This window comes from Mucilaginibacter sp. (genome assembly GCF_039921305.1).
Taxonomy (GTDB): domain Bacteria; phylum Bacteroidota; class Bacteroidia; order Sphingobacteriales; family Sphingobacteriaceae; genus Mucilaginibacter.
In genome coordinates this window covers 21,385-44,024 of the sequence record NZ_JBDSCA010000032.1, presented here as the reverse complement: position 1 = coordinate 44,024, position 22,640 = coordinate 21,385, and the positions used below count along the sequence as shown (strand labels likewise).

The following is a 22,640-nucleotide window of genomic DNA, read 5'->3' as shown; positions in this document are numbered from 1 at the left end:
ATATTTAAAGATTAAAAGAGCCGTCGCAAAAATGAAAAGGATGAAATATGTATTGATGTTCTGCTTGATTTTTGGTATTGCTGTTAAAACATCTGCACAGTTTAATACACAATCGTCTTACGCGCTTATTAAAAGGGTATTACCTAATCATGCGCAACATTTTACGGTTCAAAAATTGGCGAATGACACCGCTAAAGATGCTTTTGAGATCGAAAGCCTAAAAAGCAAAATTATATTAAGAGGCAATAACGGTGTAGCAGTAGCGTCGGCATTGTATTATTATTTAACCCAATACTGCCACTGCCAAATTACCTGGAACGGAACTAATTTAAAACTGCCCCGTGTACTACCCGTACTGACTGCTAAGTTGCATAAAACTACGCCATACGAGTATCGCTATTACTTAAACTATTGTACCTACAATTACAGCATGAGCTGGTGGGACTGGAAGCGTTGGGAAAAAGAGATAGACTGGATGGCCCTGCATGGTATAAACATGCCTTTAGCTTTAACCGGGCAAGAGTATACCTGGTACGAAGTTTATAAAAGTATGGGCTTTACCGATACAGACCTGAACTCATTTTTTTGCGGTCCGGCATATTTCTCCTGGTTTTGGATGGGTAATTTGGATGGATGGGGCGGCCCGCTTCCCTTATCGTGGATGACGACTCACAGGGATCTGCAAAAAAAGATCCTTCAGCGTGAGCGCGAACTTGGGATGAAACCTGTTTTGCAATCTTTCACCGGGCATGTGCCGGCTTCGTTCAGTACACATTTCCCATCGTCAAAATTCAAAAAAACCAACTGGAACAATGGTTTTGGTGATACTTACATCCTGGACACAGAAGACCCAATGTTTGAAGAAATTGGCCGTAAGTTTTTGCAGGTGCAAACCAAATTGTATGGTACCGATCACTTATACTCGGCCGATACTTTTAACGAGAATGAACCACCTACCGATGATCCTGCATATTTATCGGCACTAAGTTCGCGGGTATATCAGGCTATGAGTAAGGCCGATCCTAAAGCTATATGGGTTATGCAGGGCTGGCTTTTTTACAGCGACCGCAAGTTTTGGAAAACTCCGCAAATTAAAGCCTTGTTAGAATCTGTTCCTAATGATCACATGATCATACTTGACTTGGCTACCGAAATTGAACCCGTTTGGAAACGTACTGAAGCCTATTACGGTAAACCCTGGATCTGGAATATGCTGCATAATTTTGGCGGTAATATAGGTATGTTCGGGCGAATAGAAGAAGTAGCAAAAGGGCCGGCTTTAGCCCTGCACGACGCAGCATCGGGTAAGATGGAAGGCATTGGTCTTACTATGGAAGGGATAGAGCAAAACCCTGTGTTGTATGAACTTATGACCCAAAATGTTTGGCAAAATAAAACCATTGATGTTGACAAATGGTTGCAAACCTACATTTTAAACCGCTATGGAAATGTGAACGCACATACCATTAAAGCCTGGCAAATACTAAAGCAAACCGTTTATAATGGGAAAGGTATTCGTGATGCTTCGGAATCTATTATAACAGGGAGGCCAACATTTGATACCGCTACAGTATGGACAAAAACGAAACTGAATTACCAGCGTAAAGATTTATTGCCTGCCTGGAGTCAGATGATACAAGCTATACCAACCTGTAGTAAAAGCGACGGCTTTAATTATGATTTGGTGGATATATCACGGCAGATACTGGCTAATTATGCCGGCCCTTTGCAAAAGAAATGGATAAAAGCCTATCAGGATAAGAATATGGCCGATTTTAAGAAATATGCCAATCAATATCTACAATTGATTAGTGATATGGATATGCTTTTAGCTACCCGTAAAGATTTTTTATTAGGCCCGTGGCTTGCCGATGCCCGTAACTGTGGTACCACCTTAGCAGAAAAAGCGATATATGAACGTAACGCGCGCGATTTGATCACCCTTTGGGGAGATGATAACAGTCCGCTTCACGAGTATTCGTGCAGGCAATGGAGTGGCTTGTTAAACGATTTTTATAAAATACGCTGGCAAAAGTTTTTTGCTGAGGCAAGTATAGCATTACAAAATGCAAAGCCGATGGATATGCCTGCCTTTAATAAAGCACTAAGTGAGTGGGAATGGCAGTGGGTTAATACGCAAAAAGCTTATCCGGTAATAACCCATGGTAATAGCATAATAATAGCTCAACAGCTTTATAAAAAGTACAATGGAATAATTGGAGCAGAGTTATAACGACCATTTAAATTTAACAAGCATGCCTGATGAACCCATCATATCCGATCCGTTTATTAATACAGATGATATTAATAAAGCACCAGTAAAGCTGCCACGCTTACTTTCGTTAGATGCGCTGCGTGGTTTTGATATGTTTTGGATCATGAGTGGGGAAGGAGTGGTACACGCGCTTGCTAAAGCTACCAACTGGCCTGTATTACTATGGATGTCTGGCCAATTGCATCATACCGAATGGAATGGTATTACATTTTATGATATGATCTTTCCGCTTTTTCTGTTTATCGCGGGTGTATCTATGCCTTACTCCATTGGTAATAAATTAACGAGGGCGGGTATAAGCAGTGCCAATTATTTACCATTTGCAGAAAAGAAGAAGATATATGGACCCATGATTCGCCGTACCCTGATCCTGATCTTTTTGGGCATGGTGGTTAATGGGCTTTTTAAGTGGAACGGTTATGAGCACACCCGCTTTGCCAGTGTGCTTGGCCGCATTGGTTTGGCTTGGTTTTTTGCCGGGTTAATTTATCTTAATTTTAACCTCAAACAACAAATTATTTGGTTTGCAGCTTTACTGTTGGGGTATTGGGCTGCAATGATGCTTATCCCCGTTCCTGGATATGGAGCAGGAGTGTTAACAATGAATGGTAGCCTGGAGTCGTATATTGACCGCTTGCTGCTTCCGGGCAGGCTGCACGATAAGGTTCACGATCCGGAGGGTATCTTATCAACTATCCCGGCAATTGGTACGGCTTTGTTGGGGATATTTACCGGCCAGTTTTTAAAGTATGATTCCATAAAATGGCCCATGTGGAAGAAAGGTATTGCGCTATTTATTGGCGGTTTGCTGCTCATCGCCGTAGGCAGTTTATGGAATTTGACCTTCCCTATAAATAAACGCCTTTGGACAAGTTCGTTTGTTTTATTTGTAGGCGGATGGAGCATGGTTTTACTTTCTGTTTTTTATTTTATCATTGATGTTGCCGGTTATCGTAAATGGGCTTTCCCTTTTGTGCTCATCGGTGTAAACTCTATTATTATATACCTTGCAGCTGAGGGGATGATCGATTTTGAATATACGGCCAATTATTTATTTGGTGGCCTAATTCAATATGCATCACAAAGCTGGCAGCAAGTATGGCTGGCCATATCAATAGTAGTTACACAACTGGTAATGCTATGGTTTTTGTACCGGAATAAGATATTCCTGAAAATATAGCTGGCTTTGAATAGCATCTGCGATATCATTGATTGACTTATACTTCTATGAAACATAAAATTAATAGCTTATTAGCGTTTTTATACATATTAAGCACCCATGCCCTTCATGCCCAGCAATATGATTGGGAAAATCCGGCGGTTACCCAGATCAATACCGAGCGGGCGCATAGTACATTGATCCCATTTAGCAGTATGGCAACGGCGCTAACGTTTGATAAAGAACAGTCGGATCTGTACCATTGCCTCAATGGCAACTGGAAGTTTATGTGGTGCAAAAATCCACTACAGGTTCCGGCAAACTTCTCTGATAAAAACTATGATGCATCTGGCTGGGATAACCTTTGGGTACCCGGTAATTGGCAAATGAGCGGTAAGTATGACCGGCCTATATTTACCAATATCATCTATCCATTCCCCTCTGATCCTCCAAAGGTACCTAAAACAGATACCAACTCAACCGGCTTATATAAAACCACATTCCGTATTGCCGATAACTGGAAAGGCAAACAGATTTTCCTGCATTTCGCGGCGGCGCAATCTGCTTTATATGTTTGGATAAACGGTAAAAAAGTAGGCTATCACGAAGATGGCATGACACCAGCCGAATTTAACATAACGCCCTATCTGCAAAAAGGAGAAAATTCACTATCTGCCGAAGTAATCAACTGGAGCGATGGCAGCTATATAGAAGACCAGGATTTTTGGCGTTTGAGCGGTATATTCAGAGATATATTTTTATTTGCTACTCCTGAAGTGCATATCCGGGATTTTTATACCAAAACCACGCTTGATGATCAATACCGTAACGCGGAGTTAGATGTTAATTTTAACTTGCATAACTACATCCGCAAAGCAGGTAATGGTTACAGCGTTAAAGTAACCTTGCAGGACGCGGACAAAAATGATATTTTTTCGGAAACACAAGCTGTTTCCAAACTCCTTCCACTTGGCGAGAATGTATTACATATCAAACACAACATAAATAACCCCGCCAAATGGACTGCCGAAACTCCAAACCTGTATTTGCTCATCATCCAACTATTGGATGCCGATGGCAAGGTGGCCGAAGTGATCACATCTAAAGTAGGTTTCCGTAAAGTAGAGATCAAGAACGGTACACTGCTGGTTAATGGGCAGGCTATCAAAATAAAAGGTGTTAACCGCCACGAATTTGATATGTACACCGGTAGGTATATTACCAGGGAATCTATGATACGCGATATTGAATTGATGAAGCAGCATAACATTAATGCGGTGCGTACCTGCCACTACCCTAATGCTACAGAGTGGTATGAGTTGTGTGACCAGTATGGACTATATGTTATGGACGAAGCCAACCTGGAATGTCATGGTTTATGGGCACGTTCAAAAAATTATATATCCGATAAACCTGAATGGAAAAAAGCTTATGTAGATAGGGGTACTGCCATGGTTCAACGCGATAAAAATCATCCGAGCATTATATTCTGGTCTATGGGGAATGAATCTGGCTGGGGCTCAAACTTTGATGCCATGTATGCGGCCATTAAACAGATAGATAATACCCGGCCCATACATTACGAGGGTAAAACACCAAACGGCGTGCGAATACTTAACCGGTACGATATCATATCCATGATGTACCCGGATATTGACGAGATAACCCGTTTTATGAAACAGGATACTACGCGCCCTATAATTGTATGCGAATATGCGCATTCGATGGGTAACAGCCTGGGTAATTTTAGAAAGTATTGGGATGTATTTTATAAATATGCACGTTTACAGGGCGGCTTTACCTGGGATTGGGTTGACCAGGGTATTCGTGGTAAGGATAAAAACGGACGTGAGTACTGGAACATTATAGACCGTATTGACAGCGCAAATGCTAACGATGGTTTGGTGAACCCAGATAGAACACCACAGCCCGAAATAAATGAGGCCAAAAAAGTAATGCAGAATATTAATGTTAAGGCGATCAATTTGGCAGCCAGAAAAGTAAGTGTATCTAACGGATTTTATTTTAAAAACCTGAATGATGTTAACCTGCATTGGGAACTGTTAGAAAATGGCCGTAGCATACAAAACGGCATGATCAATGATTTAGCTGTAGCTCCGCAACAATCGGCAGAGTTAACGATTCCGTACGATAGATCGCAGATAAAACCGGGGAATGAATATCACCTTAATTTTAGTTTTACTTTAAAAACAGACCAGCTTTGGGCCGCTAAAGGATATGTGCTAGCTTCTGAACAATTGATTGTTTCCACTGTAAACCAAGCTAAAAACGACTTGATTGCTAGTGTTTTACCTGTGGTTTCTACAATACAAAATACTAATGAGGTAATTGTTTTTGGTAAAGATTTTAGTTTAACTTTTGATAAAGCATCAGGTTCGTTAAGTTCGTACAAATACCGTGGCTTAGAATTGTTAGCCGGGAATATTGTGCCAGACTTGTGGCGGGTACCAACAGACAATGATGAGGGCGGCAAACGAAGAAGTTATGCGCAAGGCTGGCGCAATGCCGGGCTGGATTCCATTAGCATAGTCCCGGTTGAAATCAAGTTTAAAAACACCAATCCTGGTACGGTATCGGTTAAAATTAAAAACACCATCAAATTAAAAAAGGGCAGTATAGATTATATTGCTGCGTATACAGTTTATGGTAACGGCGAAGTTAAAATTGAAAATGAGTTTATGAGCAACGATAAGTTACCGCCATTGGCAAGGGTGGGTTTAAGGTTAGAACTTCCTTCATCATATAATAAACTAACTTGGTTTGGTAACGGCCCGTTTGAAAGTTATGATGACCGGAAAGAGAGCGCCTTTGCGGGTGTTTACAGCAGTAATGTGGCCGATCAGCACTTTGCTTATGTAATGCCGCAAGAAACAGGTAATAAAACCGATGTGCGCTGGGCAATGTTATCAAACGATAATGGTAGCGGGCTATTAGCCACAGGCGAGCCTTTGATGAACATTAACGTTCAGGATTATTCGCAGCAGGCTTTAAACGAATCAAAGCTATCGCACTATTTAAAAAGAGGTGATAAAACCTATCTCCATATTGATTATAAACAGATGGGGCTTGGCGGCGATGATAGCTGGAGCCCGCGTGTGCATCCTGAGTATTTGTTAAATACGAGCAAGTACCAATTTACATTCAGGCTAAAACCGGTTGCTAACGCGAATAATAAAGTTGAATAAATTTGAATCAATGAATAAGATCTTTAAATATTCGTTTTCTATACTATTAGTATTTTGGTTTTCAGTAGCTTGTGGGCAGGATGTAGTGCAATATGTTCAACCTATGGCGGGTACGGCATCGGCTACAACCGCCGCTGCTTTAAAACATGGGTCGGTATTGGCAAATTTCGCCAATACTATTCCGGCGGTAACGGTTCCTTTCGGGATGACACAATGGACAGCACAAACCCAGCCTGGCGAAACCAAATGTATCCCGCCTTATTATTATAAAGATGACCAGTTTAGCGGTTTACGAGGCTCACATTGGATAAGTGGCTCCTGCATGCAGGATTATGGCAGCTTTACCGTTATGCCCATTACGGGTAAGCTTAAAACAAGAGGTTACGCGGCAACTTTTGATCATGCTGATGAAATAGCAGCACCCAATTTGTACCAGATCAATCTGAAGCAATATCAACTCAAAGCTGCTGTAACCGCTACCGAACGTTGTGGCATGATGCAGTTTACAATGGATAAAACCGATAGTTTGTATCTGCTTATAACCCCTAACAGCAATTATCACGAAGGTTTTATTAAAGTAGATGCACAAAAAGGCGAAGTATACGGCTATAATCCGGCTCACCGTATTTATCAGGGCTGGGGGAAAAGCGCTGGCTTTAGCGGTTTTTTTGTGATCAGGGTTGAACGCAGTATTGAGCATTCCGGCACTTTTGTGGGCGACAAAGTATTTGCGCTTGATAGTATCAAAAACAAAGCAGATATAGGCGCTTACATTGGCTTTAAACTTAACAAAGGCGAAAAGCTAATCATCAGGATAGGGACTTCTTTTACAAGTATAGCGGGCGCGCGCAAAAATCTGGAAGCCGAGATGCCGGGTTTTAACTTTGAACAGATTGCTGCGGCAAATAAACAGATATGGCAAAAAGCTTTAAGTCAGATAAAAATAACAACCAGTATTGAACGGGATAAGCGCATTTTTTATACCGCATATTATCACACTATGCAGCAGCCGCGTTTGTTTAACGATGTTGATGGACGGTATCCACGTTTTTCGTCGGCATACCAAACAGAAAAATTAGTTCAGGGAAATTACTACGATGATTTTTCGATGTGGGATATTTACCGGGCGCAGATACCATTGTTTGAGATATTAAACCCGCTATTGGTTAACAACCTGGTACAATCGCTCCTGTTAAAAGGTAAACAAGGCGGCTGGATGCCGATATTCCCTTGCTGGAATAGTTATACATCCGAGATGATAGGCGATCATACAACTTCAGTTATTAGTTCGGCCTATTTAAAAGGGATCAGTAATTATAACGCGACCGGAGCTTACCAGCTATTAAGGCACAATGCTTTTGATACACCGGCAAGTAAAAGCGATTACCTGGAAGGCAAAGGCCGCAGGGCATTGGATAGTTATTTAAAATATAAATATATCCCTGTTGAGGATAGTGTTTTGGATGCCTTCCACAAAATGGAACAGGTAAGCCGTACAATGGAATATGCTTATGATGATTATGCTTTGGCACAGTTTGCAAAGGCATTGCACAAAACCTCAGATTATGTTTCCCTGAAAGAAAGATCTGGCTATTATGCTAACGTTTTTGATAAACAATCGGGCTTTGTAAGAGGAAGGCATGCTGATGGTTCATGGTCAACCCCTTTTGATCCTGATAAAAAGGAAACTTACATTACCGAAGGGACTGCAAGGCAATACACTTTTTATGTACCACATGATGTACCCGGCTTAAGCAAATTGATGGGTGGTGCCAATAAATTGGAATCGGCTTTAGATAGCTTATTCCAAAAAAACGAATACTGGCATGGTAACGAACCTGGGCATCAGATACCATTTATGTATAATTATACCTCGTCACCATGGAAAACGCAGGCGGCAGTACATAAAATATTAGCGGCTGAATATAGCGACGGCCCGGGTGGTTTAGGCGGTAATGACGATGCTGGTCAAATGTCGGCCTGGTATATGTTTGCTTCGATGGGCTTTTATCCCTTAAACCCGATAGCGGGAGAATACTTACTTTGTACACCATTATTTGATAATGTAACCATCAATCTAAAAAATGGTAAAACATTTCAAATCACCTGTCATAAAACCGGTAAAAATGCAAAGTACATACATGCAGTAAAGTTGAATGGTAAATTAATGCCAGCAAATTTTATTCGTTACAGCGACATTACTAAAGGCGGTAATCTAATAGTCTACTTACAAGAAACACCAGATCATAATTGGGCCAATAAACCTTATCATCGGTCAGGCAAGTAGTTTCATTTATTTGATACATAAATTATTCGTTTTTTAATTTATTATCATGATCAGTTATCCTGCCAGGGGTTGCTGATCTGATTCGCTTTTTTCATCAGAGGGAATTGTAAAGTAAGTTGCGCTACCTACTTGTAATTGATCCCTAAATAAGCCCTTGTTCGTATCTGCTCCCACAGCATTGTATTCTCTCCCAATTCGTTTAATCGTTAATTGTGATAATATACTACAGGTTATGGCAAAAATATCAAAGCCAAAAAGCTTTTTTTTGAAATAGCTTTGTCATTAACTAATTATAGAAGCTTCTTTTATATGCTAAGGTTCCGTTAATATGGGTGGTAGCATTACAAATAATAAAAAATATGAAAAGCCTTCCAATCCTCGATATCATCGTGATCGCTCTTTACCTTATAGCGATGATTGCGGTCGGGGTTTATTTTTCGCGAAAGAATAAAAACCCGGAGCAATATTCCAGTGCTTCCGGGTCAATACCAGGTTGGGCAATCGGGATGTCAATTTATGCTACTTTTTTGAGCAGCAATACATTTTTGGGGGTACCGGGTAAGGTTTTTGGTTCTAACTGGAACGCTTTTGTATTCAGCATTTCAATGCCATTCGCGGCTTGGGTTGCAGCAAAATATTTTGTTCCGTTTTACAGAAGCACAGGGCAGGTATCAGCCTACACCAACTTAGAAAAACGTTTTGGCGCTTGGGCTCGCACCTATGCTGTAGTTTGCTTTTTACTTACCCAGTTAGCCAGAATGGGGTCCATATTTTTTGGTATCTCGCTAACGTTGCAGGCATTAACGGGTTATAGCATGGAAATTATAATGCTGATAACAGGCATTTGTATTATTATTTACACCGTAATGGGGGGCATAGAGGCTGTAATTTGGACAGAAGTAGTGCAAGGGGTTTTAAAAACACTGGGTGGAGCGCTCATTATCTACCTGGTAGTGATCAATATGCCGGGGGGGCTTTCCAAGATCATCGAAATTGGGCAAAAGGACCACAAATTCAGTATCGGAAGCTTTACACCAAACTTTACTCAATCCACTTTTTGGGTAGTGCTGCTGTATGGCTTCTTTATCAATCTGAACAATTTTGGTATGGATCAAAACTACATACAGCGTTACCATACGGCTAAATCTGCCAAAGAAGCTTCCAAATCGGTATGGCTTTGTGTGTGGATCTATGTGCCGGCTTCGCTACTGTTTTTTGTTATCGGTACATGTTTATATGCTTATTATCAGGTTAATCCCGCAATGATAGAACCAGTTAAACTACAGGTTGCCGCGGAGCGTTTGGGTATTGGAGCATCGTCTGCTGATGTGCGGAATCTTGCAGCTACATTACTACCTTCCGACTATGGAGATAAAGTAATGCCCCACTTTATGGTTACCATGATCCCAACTGGTTTAGTAGGGCTGATCGTTTCGGCAATTCTGTCTGCTGCCATGAGTACCATCAGTTCAGGAATGAATGCTTCAGCGACGGTTTTCTCCGAAGATATTTACAAACGGTATTTTAAATCAAATATTAGCTCAACGCAAACCCTGCGTTTATTGCATATCTCAACAATCATATTCGGATTGGCAGGTATGGCATGCGGCATAGCCATGATCGGGGTGAAAAGCATATTGGATATTTGGTGGCAACTCTCAGGTATTTTCGCCGGCGGAATGCTCGGCCTGTTCCTGTTGGGTTTAATCAGCAAAAGATCTGGTAACATGGAAGCACTTGCTGCCACAATTATAGGTATCCTGCTTATTGTTTGGATGTCGTTGTCGTATTTAATTCCAGATCAATATTCGTATCTCAAAAATCCACTGCATGCCAATATGATCATTGTGGTGGGTACACTCTCTATTTTTCTATCCGGCACACTGATATCAAAATTTAAAAAGCCAGCTCTTACTTAATCATAAATTTTAATAATAATTGAACAGATGAACAAATCAGATAAAGGGTTTATCCCGGTAATGCTTACGCCATTTAAACAAAATGGAGATATTGATTTTTATGGATTAGCCAAGTTGACGGAATTATATATCGAATCTGGAGCTGCGGGTTTATTTGCCAACTGTTTGTCTAGTGAAATGTTCGAGCTATCTGAAACAGAACGCATTCAAGTGATAGAAGAGGTTATAAAAGTAGCCGACGGACAGGTACCTGTAGTAGCTACAGGAACTTTTGGAACTGATTTGCAAAAACAAGCGGATTTTATAAAAAAGGTTTATTCAACCGGAGTCCAGGCTGTGATAGGTATTACTGGCCTGCTGGCTGGTGAGACTGATCAGGATGATGTATTTGAAGCGAATGTGTTTAAGTTGCTGGAGCTAACAGAAAACGTTCCATTAGGCTTTTATGAATGCCCCGTGCCATATAAAAGATTGATAAGTCCGGAACAATTAGGCCGCATTGTAGCCACCGGACGGGTAACTTATCATAAAGATACTTGCCTTGATATCGAGCAGATCAAAGCAAAACTTGCAGCTACTCAAGGCCATGAATTTGGCTTGTACGATGCCTATATGGCACATGCCGTAGAATCTTTAAAAGCGGGTGCGTCAGGTTTGTCTTGTATTCAGGGGAATTTCTTTCCGGAGTTAATTACATGGCTGTGCGAAAATTATAACAATAGCGCCTTAAAACAACAGATTGACCAGGTTCAACAATTTTTTATCGACAATATGGATGTAATGCATCACGTATATCCAACTATCTCAAAATATTATCTTCAAAAACGAGGATTTGATATATCCACTTTCACACGTAGGGATGATGTAGGTGTTTTTGATCTGAATGTTGAAAAAGCTATTGATGCTTTGCACGATAGGTATAACTTATTAAGTAGCGAGATTGAAATTAAGCATGTTGCCGTGTAATTAATACACAGGATTTAGCGCTATTATTCGAAATTTTAAACCAACGATATCCATTAAATCTAATAATTAATGAAACCTACAGAAAAACAAGTTTACCTGATATGTAGCGGCGATTTGCGCTTATCGGCAAACCAAATGTGCTGGGCTGCCCAAGCCGAAATGGAAGCCATGCTTACCAAAGCAATAGAACACGAGGGATGGACAGTAAAAAGGGCTCATGAATATAGTGCTGAAAAGAAACATGGCTTTATTGATTCTCAGCGAATGGGGATGGAGGTATTTCGTAATATTCCGGTTAACGTACCTTTAATTGTTGCCGAGAGCGTTTGGCAATACAGCCACCATGTGTTAGCTGGGTTAACAACACATAAAGGCCCAATTTTAACATTGGCTAACTGGAGTGGGCAGTGGCCGGGTTTGGTAGGGATGTTAAATCTTAATGGCTCACTTACAAAGGCCGAGGTGTTTTACAGTACCCTATGGAGTGAAACTTTTACAGATGTTTTTTTTAAAGAAGGATTAAAAGAGTGGTTAAACACTGGTGTATTAAAGCACGATCAAAGCCATGTTAAAGATTATAACTTAGTTAAAATACCAGCCAGTGAACAAAAAACTGGTGCTGATTTTGCTGCCGAACTAAAAGGCAATAAAGCCATTATGGGGGTGTTTGACGAAGGCTGTATGGGTATGTACAATGCTATAGTTCCCGATCATTTGCTACACGCTACAGGTATATTTAAAGAGCGCTTAAGCCAGTCGGCTTTGTATGCACGGATGTTACAAGTAAAAGATGAAGAGGCCAGGGACGTTTTGCAATGGCTGCAACAAAAAGGGATGACTTTTAATTGGGGCATAGATGATGTTACTGAATTAACCGAAAAACAAACATTGGAGCAGTGTAAAATGTACATTGCGGCAATGCGTATTGCGGATGAGTTTGGTTGTGATACCATTGGAATACAATATCAACAAGGGCTAAGAGACCTTACGGTTGCCAGTGATTTGGTAGAAGGATTATTAAATAATACGGAGCGGCCCCCGGTATACTCCGAAAGCGGTACAGAACTATATCCGGGTAAAGCATTACCTCATTTTAACGAAGTAGATGAGTGTGCCGGTATAGATGCCTTGTTAACTTACCATCTTTGGAATAAGCTGGGCTTATCTGGCGAAAATACCCTACATGATATCAGATGGGGGGAGCATTATAAAGGCGACGGCATTGACGACTTTGTTTGGGTTTTCCTGATATCAGGAGCCGTTCCCGCGTCTCATTTTGAAAACGGTTATAAAGGCGCCAGTAGTGATCGCCAGCCACCCATGTTTTTCAAATTGGGAGGCGGTACATTAAAAGGGGTAAGCAAGCCCGGTAGCCTGGTGTGGAGCAGGGTATATATTATGGATGGTAAACTCCATTGTGATTTAGGAGTAGGAGAGGCTGTTAAACTTAACGAAGCAGAATCTACACGTCGTTGGCAGTTAACAACGCCGCAATGGCCAATAATGCACGCTGTATTGAGCGGCGTTTCGCGCGACCAGTTGATGGCCAGGCATCAGGCCAACCATATTCATGTAGTATACACAAACAATAAGCAACAAGCAAACCAGGCTTGCCGTATAAAAGCAGCCGCTATGGACGGTTTGGGTATTGAAGTGCATTTTTGTGGAGATGTTGATATTAAGGGCGAACAATATGCCTGATGGTACACAGCGTTGCGAATTGACGATTGACAATGCTTACCAAAGGATAATTTTTCTAAAAAATAAACCTTTATCATAACTTAATCTATCTTTGAATTTTAAAAATTATAATCGTATTCAATGGCAAAGGCATCTGAAGTTAAAGTAGGAAATATATTACGCTACAACGGCGAATTAGTAACCGTTACAGAAGTTATGCATCGTACACCCGGTAAAGGCGGTGCTTTTTATTTAGATAAGTTTCGGAACATAAAAACCGGAAAAATTGTAGAGGCGCGTTTAGGGACCGACGAGCAGGTTGAGATTTGCCGGGTCGAAACCAATGATTTTCAATATCTGTACGAAGATGGTGACTTTATGGTTATTATGGATAACACCACATATGATCAGTTTAACATCCCAAAATCACTATTTGGTCCGGCTGTGAAATTTTTGAAAGAAGGAATGAACGTAATTGTTTCCTTCGAAAGTGAAGAACCTATTATGGCGCAGGCACCTAACCATGTAGAGTTGGAAATTACCTATGCCGAACCGGCTGTTAAAGGCGATACATCTTCCGGCGCACTTAAAACCGCGACAACAGAGAATGGTATTGAAATTAAAGTACCTCTATTTGTTAACCAGGGCGATAAAATAAAAGTTGATACCCGCACAGGAGAATATCTGGAGCGTGTGAAATAAGGAGCACATCCTGATATTAGTTTTAATTAAGATGATTTGCCGTTCTGGTAACTCATCTTAATTATCAGTAAGCCTTTACACTAATTGCATCTTTCAAACTAAGAACTATCAGTAGTTAGTAATAAATATTCCGTTTCTCCAAAAAATATTGTTGTTTTGAGTAAGTGACGCAATTAATCAATTTAGCCGGTGGAAACGAGTTGGTGTGGACGGATTTTAAATTCACAGGCCTCAACTCTCACATTATTGCGCAACATACCGCAGGCGGTGTATCTTTCGATAAATTAGCAGTACAGCCTATTATCCCCCAAGTACTGGAACTTAATCAGGGCATTTTTACCAATCAATACCAAAATATTATTTTTCCTTTAGTAAGTGTAAGTTTGGCAGGTGATGACCTTCATCTCAATTGCACATGTGTGCATCCTCCGGGCAAACTTTGCGAACATGAGGGGCAGGTATTAAACGCTATCCTGCAAAGGGATGAGTTTCGCGTTTTTTTTGATCGTGTATTGCGATATGAAAAATTAAGCAAATTCGCGGCTGATTATGGTATGGAAAACGAGCCGGATCTGGATCAATATTTCCAGGTTGACTATTTGAATAAAAGAATCAGTTTTAGTCCACGACAAGCTGGTTTGATATCGGTTACTACAGAAAGCCTGGTGCAGATGAAAACCAGTGTATTAGATACTTTACCGAAAGACACGGCTCATCACCAGGATCAAAAACTTTGCGTTTTATTGCGCCAGCATAAGTATTATGGCTATTTGATCGTAGAGTTATTCAGGGCAAAAGCCACTCAAAATGGTAAGGTTAAAAACCCTTTAAGCCCTATAGCTCCATTGGATATGCTTTGGGAAACCGAAGATCCGCAAGCTGTTAAATTTTTTACCGGCATCCACAAATTTCAAAATCATAATCAAACACAAAAAAACGAATCAGATTTACCGGCATTAAGGGCTATAATAAACAATCCACTCAATTATGATTTTTATTATCATAATTCCGATGTCTCAGAAAATGTAACTGCTGCTTCGGTAGTTCCAATTAGGGTGAGTATCATTCAAAATGAGCTGGATCTGAAAATACAAACTAAAGATCAGTTTTATGAGCTTTCGGGTAGCCTTAAAATCAATGGGAATACTCATCAATTGAATGAATTGCAGGTTAGGTTTAACTATTTTATTGCGCTAAAGGATACGCTTTACCTGGTTGATAACTTGCAGATGTTAGGTGTGATAGCTTTATTAAAAAATAAACCGGATAATCTGTTAGTCCACACTTCAAAGTATCCCCAATTCCAAAAACAGTTGCTTACTCCGCTGGAAGACTATGTAGAGATTAATTATAAACACATCAAAATTGCCACACTCAAGCAACTGGAGCAACAAGGTTTTAACCAGTCTGTTGAACGGCTCATTTACCTTTCAGATTTTGGGCAGCATGTGATGCTGATTCCGGTGATTAGATATGGAGAGGCTGAAATCCCGATCAGGAGCCGGAGACAAATATTTAGCGCCGATATTAAGGGTACCGAATTTAAGGTACAAAGGAGCGAGGATGCAGAAACCGCGTTCACAGCTCTGCTTATCAGGCAGCACCCCTTTTTTGAAGAACAAGTAGATAATGATCTGCATTATTTTTACCTCCACAAAAAGCGCTTCTTACAAGAAGATTGGTTTTTAAACACTTTTGAAGAATGGCAACAACAAGGTATTACCATTTTAGGTTTTAACGAGCTGGAGGGCAACAAGCTTAATCCCAATAAGGTAAAAATAACCATCAATGTTTTAAGTGGCATCAACTGGTTCAATACCATAGTTAGTGCCCGTTTCGGCAAAAAGAAAGCGGCTTTGCAGCAGATCCAAAAAGCCATTAAAAACAAAAGCAAGTATGTGCAGTTGGACGACGGAACCATGGGCATATTACCAGCAGAATGGATAGAGAAGTTCACTAATTATTTTAATAGCGGCGAAGTTGCTGATGATGAAACCATCCGCACGCCTAAGATCAATTTTTCGGCCATTGAGTTATTGTACGAGCAGCAATTGTTAGACGAAGGAGTTAAAAAGGAACTTGGCATTTATCGCGATAAGCTAAATAACTTTGAATCTATCAAGCCCGTTGCAATTCCGTTAGAGCTTAATGGAACTTTACGCGAATACCAAAAGCAAGGCTTAAACTGGCTTAATTTTTTGGACGATTTTAATTTTGGCGGTTGTTTGGCCGATGATATGGGCTTGGGCAAAACAGTGCAAATAATAGCATTTATACTCTCGCAAAGGGCAAAAGTAGCCCACAATGTGAATTTACTGGTTGTACCCACATCGCTTATTTTTAACTGGCAGGCCGAGGTTGCTAAGTTTGCACCATCTATAAAAATACACACCATTTACGGCGCAGATCGTATAAAAAGCATAGTTGATTTTGATCAATACGAGATCGTACTCACCTCGTACGGAACCTTATTAGCCGATATCAACTTTTTAAAAAACTACAATTTTAACTACGTTTTTCTGGACGAATCGCAGCTAATCAAAAATCCAGAATCGCAGCGGTATAAAACAGTTCGGCTGCTCAAATCACGCAACAAAATTGTGATCACGGGTACACCGATGGAAAACAACACTTACGATTTATACGGACAACTTTCCTTTGCCTGCCCGGGTTTGTTGGGAAGTAAACAGTACTTTAAAGATATCTACTTAGGCCCGATAGATCAGTTTAAAGACAGCAGGCGATTGAGGGAATTACAGGTCAAGATCAAACCCTTTATTCTGCGCCGTACCAAGCAGGAAGTTGCAAAAGAGTTGCCCGATAAAACGGAAATGGTTTTATATTGTGAGATGGGGGTAGAGCAACGCCGTATTTATGATGCTTACGAAAAAGAGTTCAGAGAATATATTTCGGCAACCACTAACGATGAAATACGCAAAAGCCCGATGAACGTGCTGAAAGGTTTAACCAGGTTGCGGCAGATATGTGATTCGCCCATTTTGTTAGGGGATGATAAAGTATCTGATGACAAGTCAGCAAAAATTGACCTGCTGATAGACGAGATTACAGGGAAAATGGGGCAACACAAAATACTGGTATTCTCGCAATTTGTTTCTATGCTTGATCTGATCCGGAAAGAATTGGTTAAACGCAATATTCGTTTTTCATACTTAACAGGAAGTACCCGTAACCGTCAATCTGTGGTCAAGGATTTTCAGGAAGATGCAGGCATCCGCGTGTTTTTGATCAGCCTAAAAGCAGGCGGTACAGGGCTAAATTTAACCGAGGCCGACTATGTTTATTTGGTTGATCCCTGGTGGAACCCAGCGGTAGAGAATCAGGCTATTGATCGTTCGCACCGTATCGGGCAAAACAAAAACATTGTAGCGGTACGAATGATATGCACCGGCACAGTAGAAGAAAAAATAATACAGGTACAGGAAACTAAACGCGAATTAACTGATGGCTTGATCAAGCCAAACAATTCGTTCATTGGCTCGCTATCTAAAACCGATCTGTTGGGCTTGTTGTCCTAAAATTCATCTGCTGTAGAGCGCAGATCAAGGTACGCTGGTCCTTGAAAGTGTAATTTGACATTTTCTAAATCAAACTTAAAACTCCAATCAGAAGTTTGTCCGCCTTTTTCCTTCCTGTAATCCGAACAAGTGAAATGAAATTTGATATGATAAACTACTCTGAATCTCCCGGTTTTTAATTCAGTATCGTAACTGATATTTTCTAGCGAAAGCTGTTCTACTTCTGGCGAACCACCATATTCATTGTTTTCGCGTTCTATGGCCAGTTTTAAAAGTGCAGAAGCAGTGTCTTTTGTATCGAATAATGCTGCAATAAAATCTATTATAGCGGGCTTTTTACTCCATTCTTGATAATCAATGTTGATCTCGAAATTCTCCATATCACTAATGTATTAACAACTGTCTAAAAGATGTCGTATCACCTTTAAAAGTATCAAAATCTACCGCGTGGTGAATGCCATTAACCGTAGCCTGGCTAGAGTGTTGCCAAAATCGCCAATCGCCGGCCGCGTTAATGTTGTCTTCGGGTTTATCATAATGGGCTATCCATAAGGGATACTCATCATAATGGCCTTTCAGGTAATCGCGATAAAAACTCAGACCTGAATAAATAATGGGTTTAACCCTGGTTTTATGACGCACCACTTTGAAAAACTCATTCAGTTCAACCCGCATATGCTCCGGAGACACGCCATCCAGCTTTTCAATATCCACTACAGGAGGTAGATCATTTTGCTCCAGTTTAACAGTTTTTAAAAATAGTTGAGCTTGTAGCTTTCCACTTTTTTCTGGCCTGAAAAAATGATAGGCACCACAAGTAAAACCGTTTTTAGCAGCTTCGCGCCAGTTGCGCTGGTAAAACGAATCTACAAATTGTTCACCTTCGGTTGCTTTGATAAACACAAAACTAATGCGCAGCCCGTTTTCTTCCATCGCTTTTACCTGTGGCCAATCTATCTTACCTTGAGCATATGATACATCAATACCATGAATACTGTATTTTTCGGATACATGGATGTTAAAACTTTTGTAATGCCGGTAATTACTATCCTCACCAATATCATTGATCCAGTGCCAGGCAGCGGTAAATCCGGATGTGATGTATCGGTAATAAAAAGGAGAGGCTATGATTAAAATGAATATCGCAATCGATATTCTTAAACCTCTATAACTACGTTTTTTGGTTCTTTTTGCCGCCGCAGGTTTTCGTTTGACGGGAGGTTTGAGCACAGCCGCGTTTTTTTTGATCTCGGCTTTATAACTGGCAGCAGTAGTTTTGCGCGGTGGTGTTTTCAATAGTTTAACCCCACTTTCTCCCGAGATTGATAAACTGAGTTTCTAACTGTAAGCGTTGGGCGGTCGGTAATGATAGCTTTCATGAACGTTTCGAAAATAGCTAAAGCAATACGGTACTACAACCTTTTTGGTAATTTAAAACCAGGTATTACTTAATTTTTGAAAAGCCTTCAAGTCTTGCTCGGCTTGATAAAGTTTGTTCCCCTGAGCTACATATTGTTTTTCCAGGCGTTCGGTCAGCGTGATAATACTTTCGCGAAGCGCTGTGAGGCCTTGATATTCCTGGTTAATTGCGTTTTGTAATTGTCGCTTCTCTACGAATATTTCGCCGGCAGCAAAGCTCACATCCCGGTCAATAGATGCCGTATCGGGGATATATACGAAGCCAGCGCCAACTTGCCTTTGCCAGTCGAACAAGATCTGAATGTTCTTGGGGCCGATATTCGGTATCTTGATAGATCTTAGCTTCCCGATATCGGCAGCGGTGCTGATGCCGTTTTTTTGGATAAGCTGTTTCTTAGCTGGTCCGAAAGCCGGGATGGAATAATCCTGGATATTAAATTGTTGCAGGAATAACTGGTATTTGATGTTATAGTAGTTTTCTTCGATCTTTCGTTTACGGATGATCAGGTCCTCGGGCAGCCTTCTCAATTTGGTGATCAATCCCGAAAATTTTGCGGTGGACTGGTTGTACTTTTTCAATTCAGATGGCTCGTTATGCTTAACAACCAATGCCCGGAAATTTGATCTTAAGTTTTCGTAGGTGGCTTTTCTCTTTTTGAGTTCCGATCTTAATTCTTTTTTGGATCGCGAAAATCGATTATAGAACAATAAGAATACAAACCCCAACATCAACGACCAGAAGGAGAGGACGAAAAATAAGCTGATGGATAGCAAAATAGTAATGAATAATACAGCAATGCCTTGATTGTGAAATTTTCGGAATTTCGGATCAATGGGTGCCGCTTTCAATGTGCCCGATACAAAGGTTTCCGCCAGTTTTAGGATCTCGATCTTTTCTAACCTAAAGCCATTAATAAATTGTTCAATGTTGTGTAGCTCCGGTAGGATACGCAAATGTGAATCGTCAAAGAAATAAATGATCCCCGAATCATCTTTAAATGTACACCAAGGGCACTTGGACAGGTTCCGTGGATAAAAATGAAGAACCGAACGATCACACACCCTCATCTCCTGGCTTAAGGCATCCAAATCTATCACCCATTGTTTAGGTGTAGGCCTGTCAATGCGGTTCTCAAAGGCTTCGTGAAAGGAGTTGATCAAGCCAGGTGTGAAGCTTTTGAGGTCAAGGCTGTATTTAGCCGGGTGAAGTTTTTTGTTGGCTCTTTTTAATGAGTAAGCAAATTCTCCCAACTTTATCGCTTTTTCTTCTTCAAAGTCCTCTTTGCTTAAATTAATTCCTGTAAAGGGCGCGCGTCCCAAAAAAAGCAATTGGAAGATAAGCGTGGCAAGTGAAAAAGAGTCGGTATTCACCGTACGTACCACCTTATCAAAGGAGCCTTTTTCCAATAGCTCCGGGGGGGTATAACGGGGTATCCCAACCTCGCAAAAATGATATCGGCTCCCGTTTTGAATCTGGAATGAATCGCAATCGATCAAGGCAACCATTCCCGTGTTGCTAACCAATATATTGGCCTCGTTAACATCGCCCGCTACAATACCCAATCGGTGGATATGGTAAAATGCGGTAGCCAGGTTGCGGGCTACATGGATCAAAAAGTTAAAGCCTTTATCCGGAAATACCTTTTTTCTATCCATAGGGCTGAACAGCATATGGAGCGGAACAAAAGCCACAAGTTTTTTCATGGTAAAACCAGCTATCTTACCGCTGTTATCGCGGATCACATCCGTTGGCCATGCTGCAAATTTGAGCAGTTCGGGTACTGCCATGGCAACCATATAGATCAGCTTCTCTTCCTTATCCCTGTCTATCTTTTCTTTATACACTTTGATCACAAGGTCAAAACTACCCTGTACCTCGTATATCGTACCCTCGCCACCTTCACCAATCTGGCGTCCTGCAACATAGCGTTGACCTTTTAAGCCGCTATAAACCGATCCTGCCATCGTTTAGCCTCGTCGCTATTAATAAGGTTTTATCATCGTCTGTCCGGTTATTGATCGCTTCGCCAGACAGGTAAGCGGATAACCTGTTATTAAGGATATCAATATGTTCCGGGCTATTGGTCATGCGGAGTACCTTGAATAGATCGGCAAAGAAGGGCTGATGTACGCTTTCCGTTTCATTGTTTAGCGCCAGCATTTGCAAACCGTCACTAAAAATAGCGACCTCAGTAACCGTCTCGTAAACCACTTTCATTTTGAGCTGTGATAAATTAGGGTCATCGATCAAAAAAGCAGTCGTGTTTTGATATTCGCCATTATGAGGCCACCAAAGGTGCATGAAGTTACCATTGCCATCGTCTCTAACAATCGCGCCATCGCCTATCTGTAAAAAGCAGGCTTGATCAGGTAAGATAACGAAGCCTAACAAAGTGCAGGAGAACTCATTGAGCGGAACATCCCGCTCTTCTGCTGTCACTTTCAGTTGATCGTAAAGGAGTTCCGCCAGTTCCGTCATTGCAGCCTCATCTATAATCTTCTCAATAGCTATCCAATCTGCCAAAATGGATACACCTTTTTGGACAGTAAGTTGAGATGCTTCTGCCGCGAATTGCGCGCTGCCAGCACCATCACTTATCAAACATATCAATGCTTGTTCCTCATCAGCAAGGTCTACCAGTTGATAAAGAACGGCATCTTCACAGCCTTTGCCAGACTGGATATGCGAAGTACCTATAACACTTTGACCGATAACCTTCCAGATCATACTTCGCCCCAGCCCGATGGGGGCAATAATTGTGTTGTAGTTCCGGGGTTTTTGCTGGATACCATTTTCATGGAAGAAGACAGCCAAAGGAAAAATTCTTTAAACATCAGGCCACGGAGTTTGATGGGGGAGCGGACTGCTATCTTGCTCAGGGTATCCATATTAGCGTCTTCCACACCAATGGCGAAAAAGGCGAAAGCATTTTTTTCTTCTCCTTCGCGAACCAGTTGAGCAGCATTTGCCCAGTTATCAGTAGGTGCGCCGTCGGTGATCAAAATTATCCAGGGTTTATAATAGCCAACGCCGTTTTCTTTATAAACCTGTTTACGCTGGTTGATCAATTCGATACCCATCGTGATTGCCGATCCGATTGGGGTATCACCTTCTGCCGCCAGTTGCGGGGGATAAAAATTGTCCACAGTAGTGAAGTCAGACTCAAGTTTGGTTGGTCCGAAAGTGATCATAGCCACTTCCACTCTTTTAGAGGCCAGGGAATCCTGGATCAGTTCGTTCTTGAGGGTTTGTATGCCTTCATTTAACTGTTGGATCGGTTTGCCACCCATCGAGCCGGAAGTGTCCAGCAGTAACATGCACGGGCATCTGGATTCGGGATTGTTCGCAAAGTCGTCTGAGCCAAAGGGTATTTGCTCAAACGATATATAGTCATCTGTACTCATTATCGCTTAATATTTAAAGCCTTAAAGGTATTAAATTACTTAAAATTTTATCGTCAAAAGTAATAGGGCAATGATGTTTTTGACCA

At 41.1% G+C, this 22,640-nt stretch carries 14 protein-coding genes; 9 read left to right on the top strand and 5 right to left on the bottom strand.

Annotated elements, in window-relative coordinates:
• Window positions 1-31: 31 nt before the first annotated feature.
• The 9 genes from ABIN91_RS09840 (at window position 32) to ABIN91_RS09800 (ending at window position 17,730) form a co-directional block, all read left to right on the top strand.
• The gene (locus ABIN91_RS09840; protein WP_348050923.1) at window positions 32-2,233 is read left to right on the top strand and encodes an alpha-N-acetylglucosaminidase; all 2,202 of its coding nucleotides are present in this window, start codon (window positions 32-34) and stop codon (window positions 2,231-2,233) included.
• 22 nt (window positions 2,234-2,255) lie between these two features.
• The gene (locus ABIN91_RS09835; RefSeq protein ID WP_348050922.1) at window positions 2,256-3,455 is read left to right on the top strand and encodes a DUF5009 domain-containing protein; all 1,200 of its coding nucleotides are present in this window, start codon (window positions 2,256-2,258) and stop codon (window positions 3,453-3,455) included.
• Window positions 3,456-3,502: 47 nt separating this feature from the next.
• Window positions 3,503-6,640 carry a glycoside hydrolase family 2 TIM barrel-domain containing protein gene (locus ABIN91_RS09830; RefSeq protein ID WP_348050921.1) on the top strand — a complete coding sequence of 1,046 codons (3,138 nt, stop codon included), beginning with the start codon at window positions 3,503-3,505 and terminating at the stop codon, window positions 6,638-6,640.
• A gap of 10 nt (window positions 6,641-6,650) precedes the next feature.
• The gene (locus ABIN91_RS09825; protein ID WP_348050920.1) at window positions 6,651-8,927 is read left to right on the top strand and encodes a GH92 family glycosyl hydrolase; all 2,277 of its coding nucleotides are present in this window, start codon (window positions 6,651-6,653) and stop codon (window positions 8,925-8,927) included.
• A 359-nt stretch (window positions 8,928-9,286) separates the two neighbouring features.
• A complete protein-coding gene (locus ABIN91_RS09820; RefSeq protein WP_348050919.1) occupies window positions 9,287-10,846 on the top strand; it encodes a sodium:solute symporter in 1,560 nt (519 codons plus the stop codon).
• 27 nt (window positions 10,847-10,873) lie between these two features.
• Window positions 10,874-11,812 (top strand): dihydrodipicolinate synthase family protein, encoded by a 939-nt coding sequence (locus ABIN91_RS09815; RefSeq protein ID WP_348050918.1) that lies wholly within the window; start codon window positions 10,874-10,876, stop codon window positions 11,810-11,812.
• Window positions 11,813-11,881: 69 nt separating this feature from the next.
• Entirely contained in the window at window positions 11,882-13,513 is a 1,632-nt protein-coding gene (locus tag ABIN91_RS09810; protein WP_348050917.1) for a fucose isomerase, read from the top strand.
• 120 nt (window positions 13,514-13,633) lie between these two features.
• Window positions 13,634-14,194, top strand: coding sequence for an elongation factor P (gene efp, locus ABIN91_RS09805; protein ID WP_348050916.1), 561 nt, complete (start codon window positions 13,634-13,636; stop codon window positions 14,192-14,194).
• 164 nt (window positions 14,195-14,358) lie between these two features.
• Window positions 14,359-17,730 carry a DEAD/DEAH box helicase gene (locus tag ABIN91_RS09800; protein WP_348050915.1) on the top strand — a complete coding sequence of 1,124 codons (3,372 nt, stop codon included), beginning with the start codon at window positions 14,359-14,361 and terminating at the stop codon, window positions 17,728-17,730.
• Here ABIN91_RS09800 and ABIN91_RS09795 read toward each other — a convergent pair.
• The 5 genes from ABIN91_RS09795 to ABIN91_RS09775 form a co-directional block, all read right to left on the bottom strand.
• A complete protein-coding gene (locus tag ABIN91_RS09795; protein WP_348050914.1) occupies window positions 17,727-18,110 on the bottom strand; it encodes a hypothetical protein in 384 nt (127 codons plus the stop codon). The genes ABIN91_RS09800 and ABIN91_RS09795 overlap by 4 nt on opposite strands.
• 4 nt (window positions 18,111-18,114) lie before the next feature.
• Window positions 18,115-19,026, bottom strand: a complete 912-nt coding sequence (locus tag ABIN91_RS09790) for a glycoside hydrolase family 25 protein (protein WP_348050913.1) — start codon at window positions 19,024-19,026, stop codon at window positions 18,115-18,117.
• A gap of 135 nt (window positions 19,027-19,161) precedes the next feature.
• Window positions 19,162-21,114 carry a protein kinase gene (locus ABIN91_RS09785; RefSeq protein ID WP_348050912.1) on the bottom strand — a complete coding sequence of 651 codons (1,953 nt, stop codon included), beginning with the start codon at window positions 21,112-21,114 and terminating at the stop codon, window positions 19,162-19,164.
• Window positions 21,095-21,877 (bottom strand): PP2C family serine/threonine-protein phosphatase, encoded by a 783-nt coding sequence (locus ABIN91_RS09780; RefSeq protein WP_348050911.1) that lies wholly within the window; start codon window positions 21,875-21,877, stop codon window positions 21,095-21,097. Before ABIN91_RS09780 ends, ABIN91_RS09785 begins: the two co-directional genes overlap by 20 nt.
• On the bottom strand, window positions 21,874-22,554 hold the full coding sequence (locus ABIN91_RS09775) for a VWA domain-containing protein (RefSeq protein ID WP_348050910.1): 681 nt from the start codon (window positions 22,552-22,554) through the stop codon (window positions 21,874-21,876). Before ABIN91_RS09775 ends, ABIN91_RS09780 begins: the two co-directional genes overlap by 4 nt.
• Between the last annotated feature and the right edge of the window lie 86 nt (window positions 22,555-22,640).

Bases quoted from the DNA above. Each gene is read 5' to 3' on its own strand.
- ABIN91_RS09815 (WP_348050918.1), top strand. From the start codon at position 10,874: ATGAACAAATCAGATAAAGGGTTTATCCCGGTAATGCTTACGCCATTT.
- ABIN91_RS09785 (WP_348050912.1), bottom strand. From the start codon at position 21,114: ATGGCAGGATCGGTTTATAGCGGCTTAAAAGGTCAACGCTATGTTGCA.
- ABIN91_RS09795 (WP_348050914.1), bottom strand. From the start codon at position 18,110: ATGGAGAATTTCGAGATCAACATTGATTATCAAGAATGGAGTAAAAAG.
- ABIN91_RS09810 (WP_348050917.1), top strand. From the start codon at position 11,882: ATGAAACCTACAGAAAAACAAGTTTACCTGATATGTAGCGGCGATTTG.
- ABIN91_RS09775 (WP_348050910.1), bottom strand. From the start codon at position 22,554: ATGAGTACAGATGACTATATATCGTTTGAGCAAATACCCTTTGGCTCA.
- ABIN91_RS09825 (WP_348050920.1), top strand. From the start codon at position 6,651: ATGAATAAGATCTTTAAATATTCGTTTTCTATACTATTAGTATTTTGG.
- ABIN91_RS09780 (WP_348050911.1), bottom strand. From the start codon at position 21,877: ATGATCTGGAAGGTTATCGGTCAAAGTGTTATAGGTACTTCGCATATC.
- ABIN91_RS09830 (WP_348050921.1), top strand. From the start codon at position 3,503: ATGAAACATAAAATTAATAGCTTATTAGCGTTTTTATACATATTAAGC.
- ABIN91_RS09840 (WP_348050923.1), top strand. From the start codon at position 32: ATGAAAAGGATGAAATATGTATTGATGTTCTGCTTGATTTTTGGTATT.
- ABIN91_RS09820 (WP_348050919.1), top strand. From the start codon at position 9,287: ATGAAAAGCCTTCCAATCCTCGATATCATCGTGATCGCTCTTTACCTT.
- ABIN91_RS09835 (WP_348050922.1), top strand. From the start codon at position 2,256: ATGCCTGATGAACCCATCATATCCGATCCGTTTATTAATACAGATGAT.
- efp (WP_348050916.1), top strand. From the start codon at position 13,634: ATGGCAAAGGCATCTGAAGTTAAAGTAGGAAATATATTACGCTACAAC.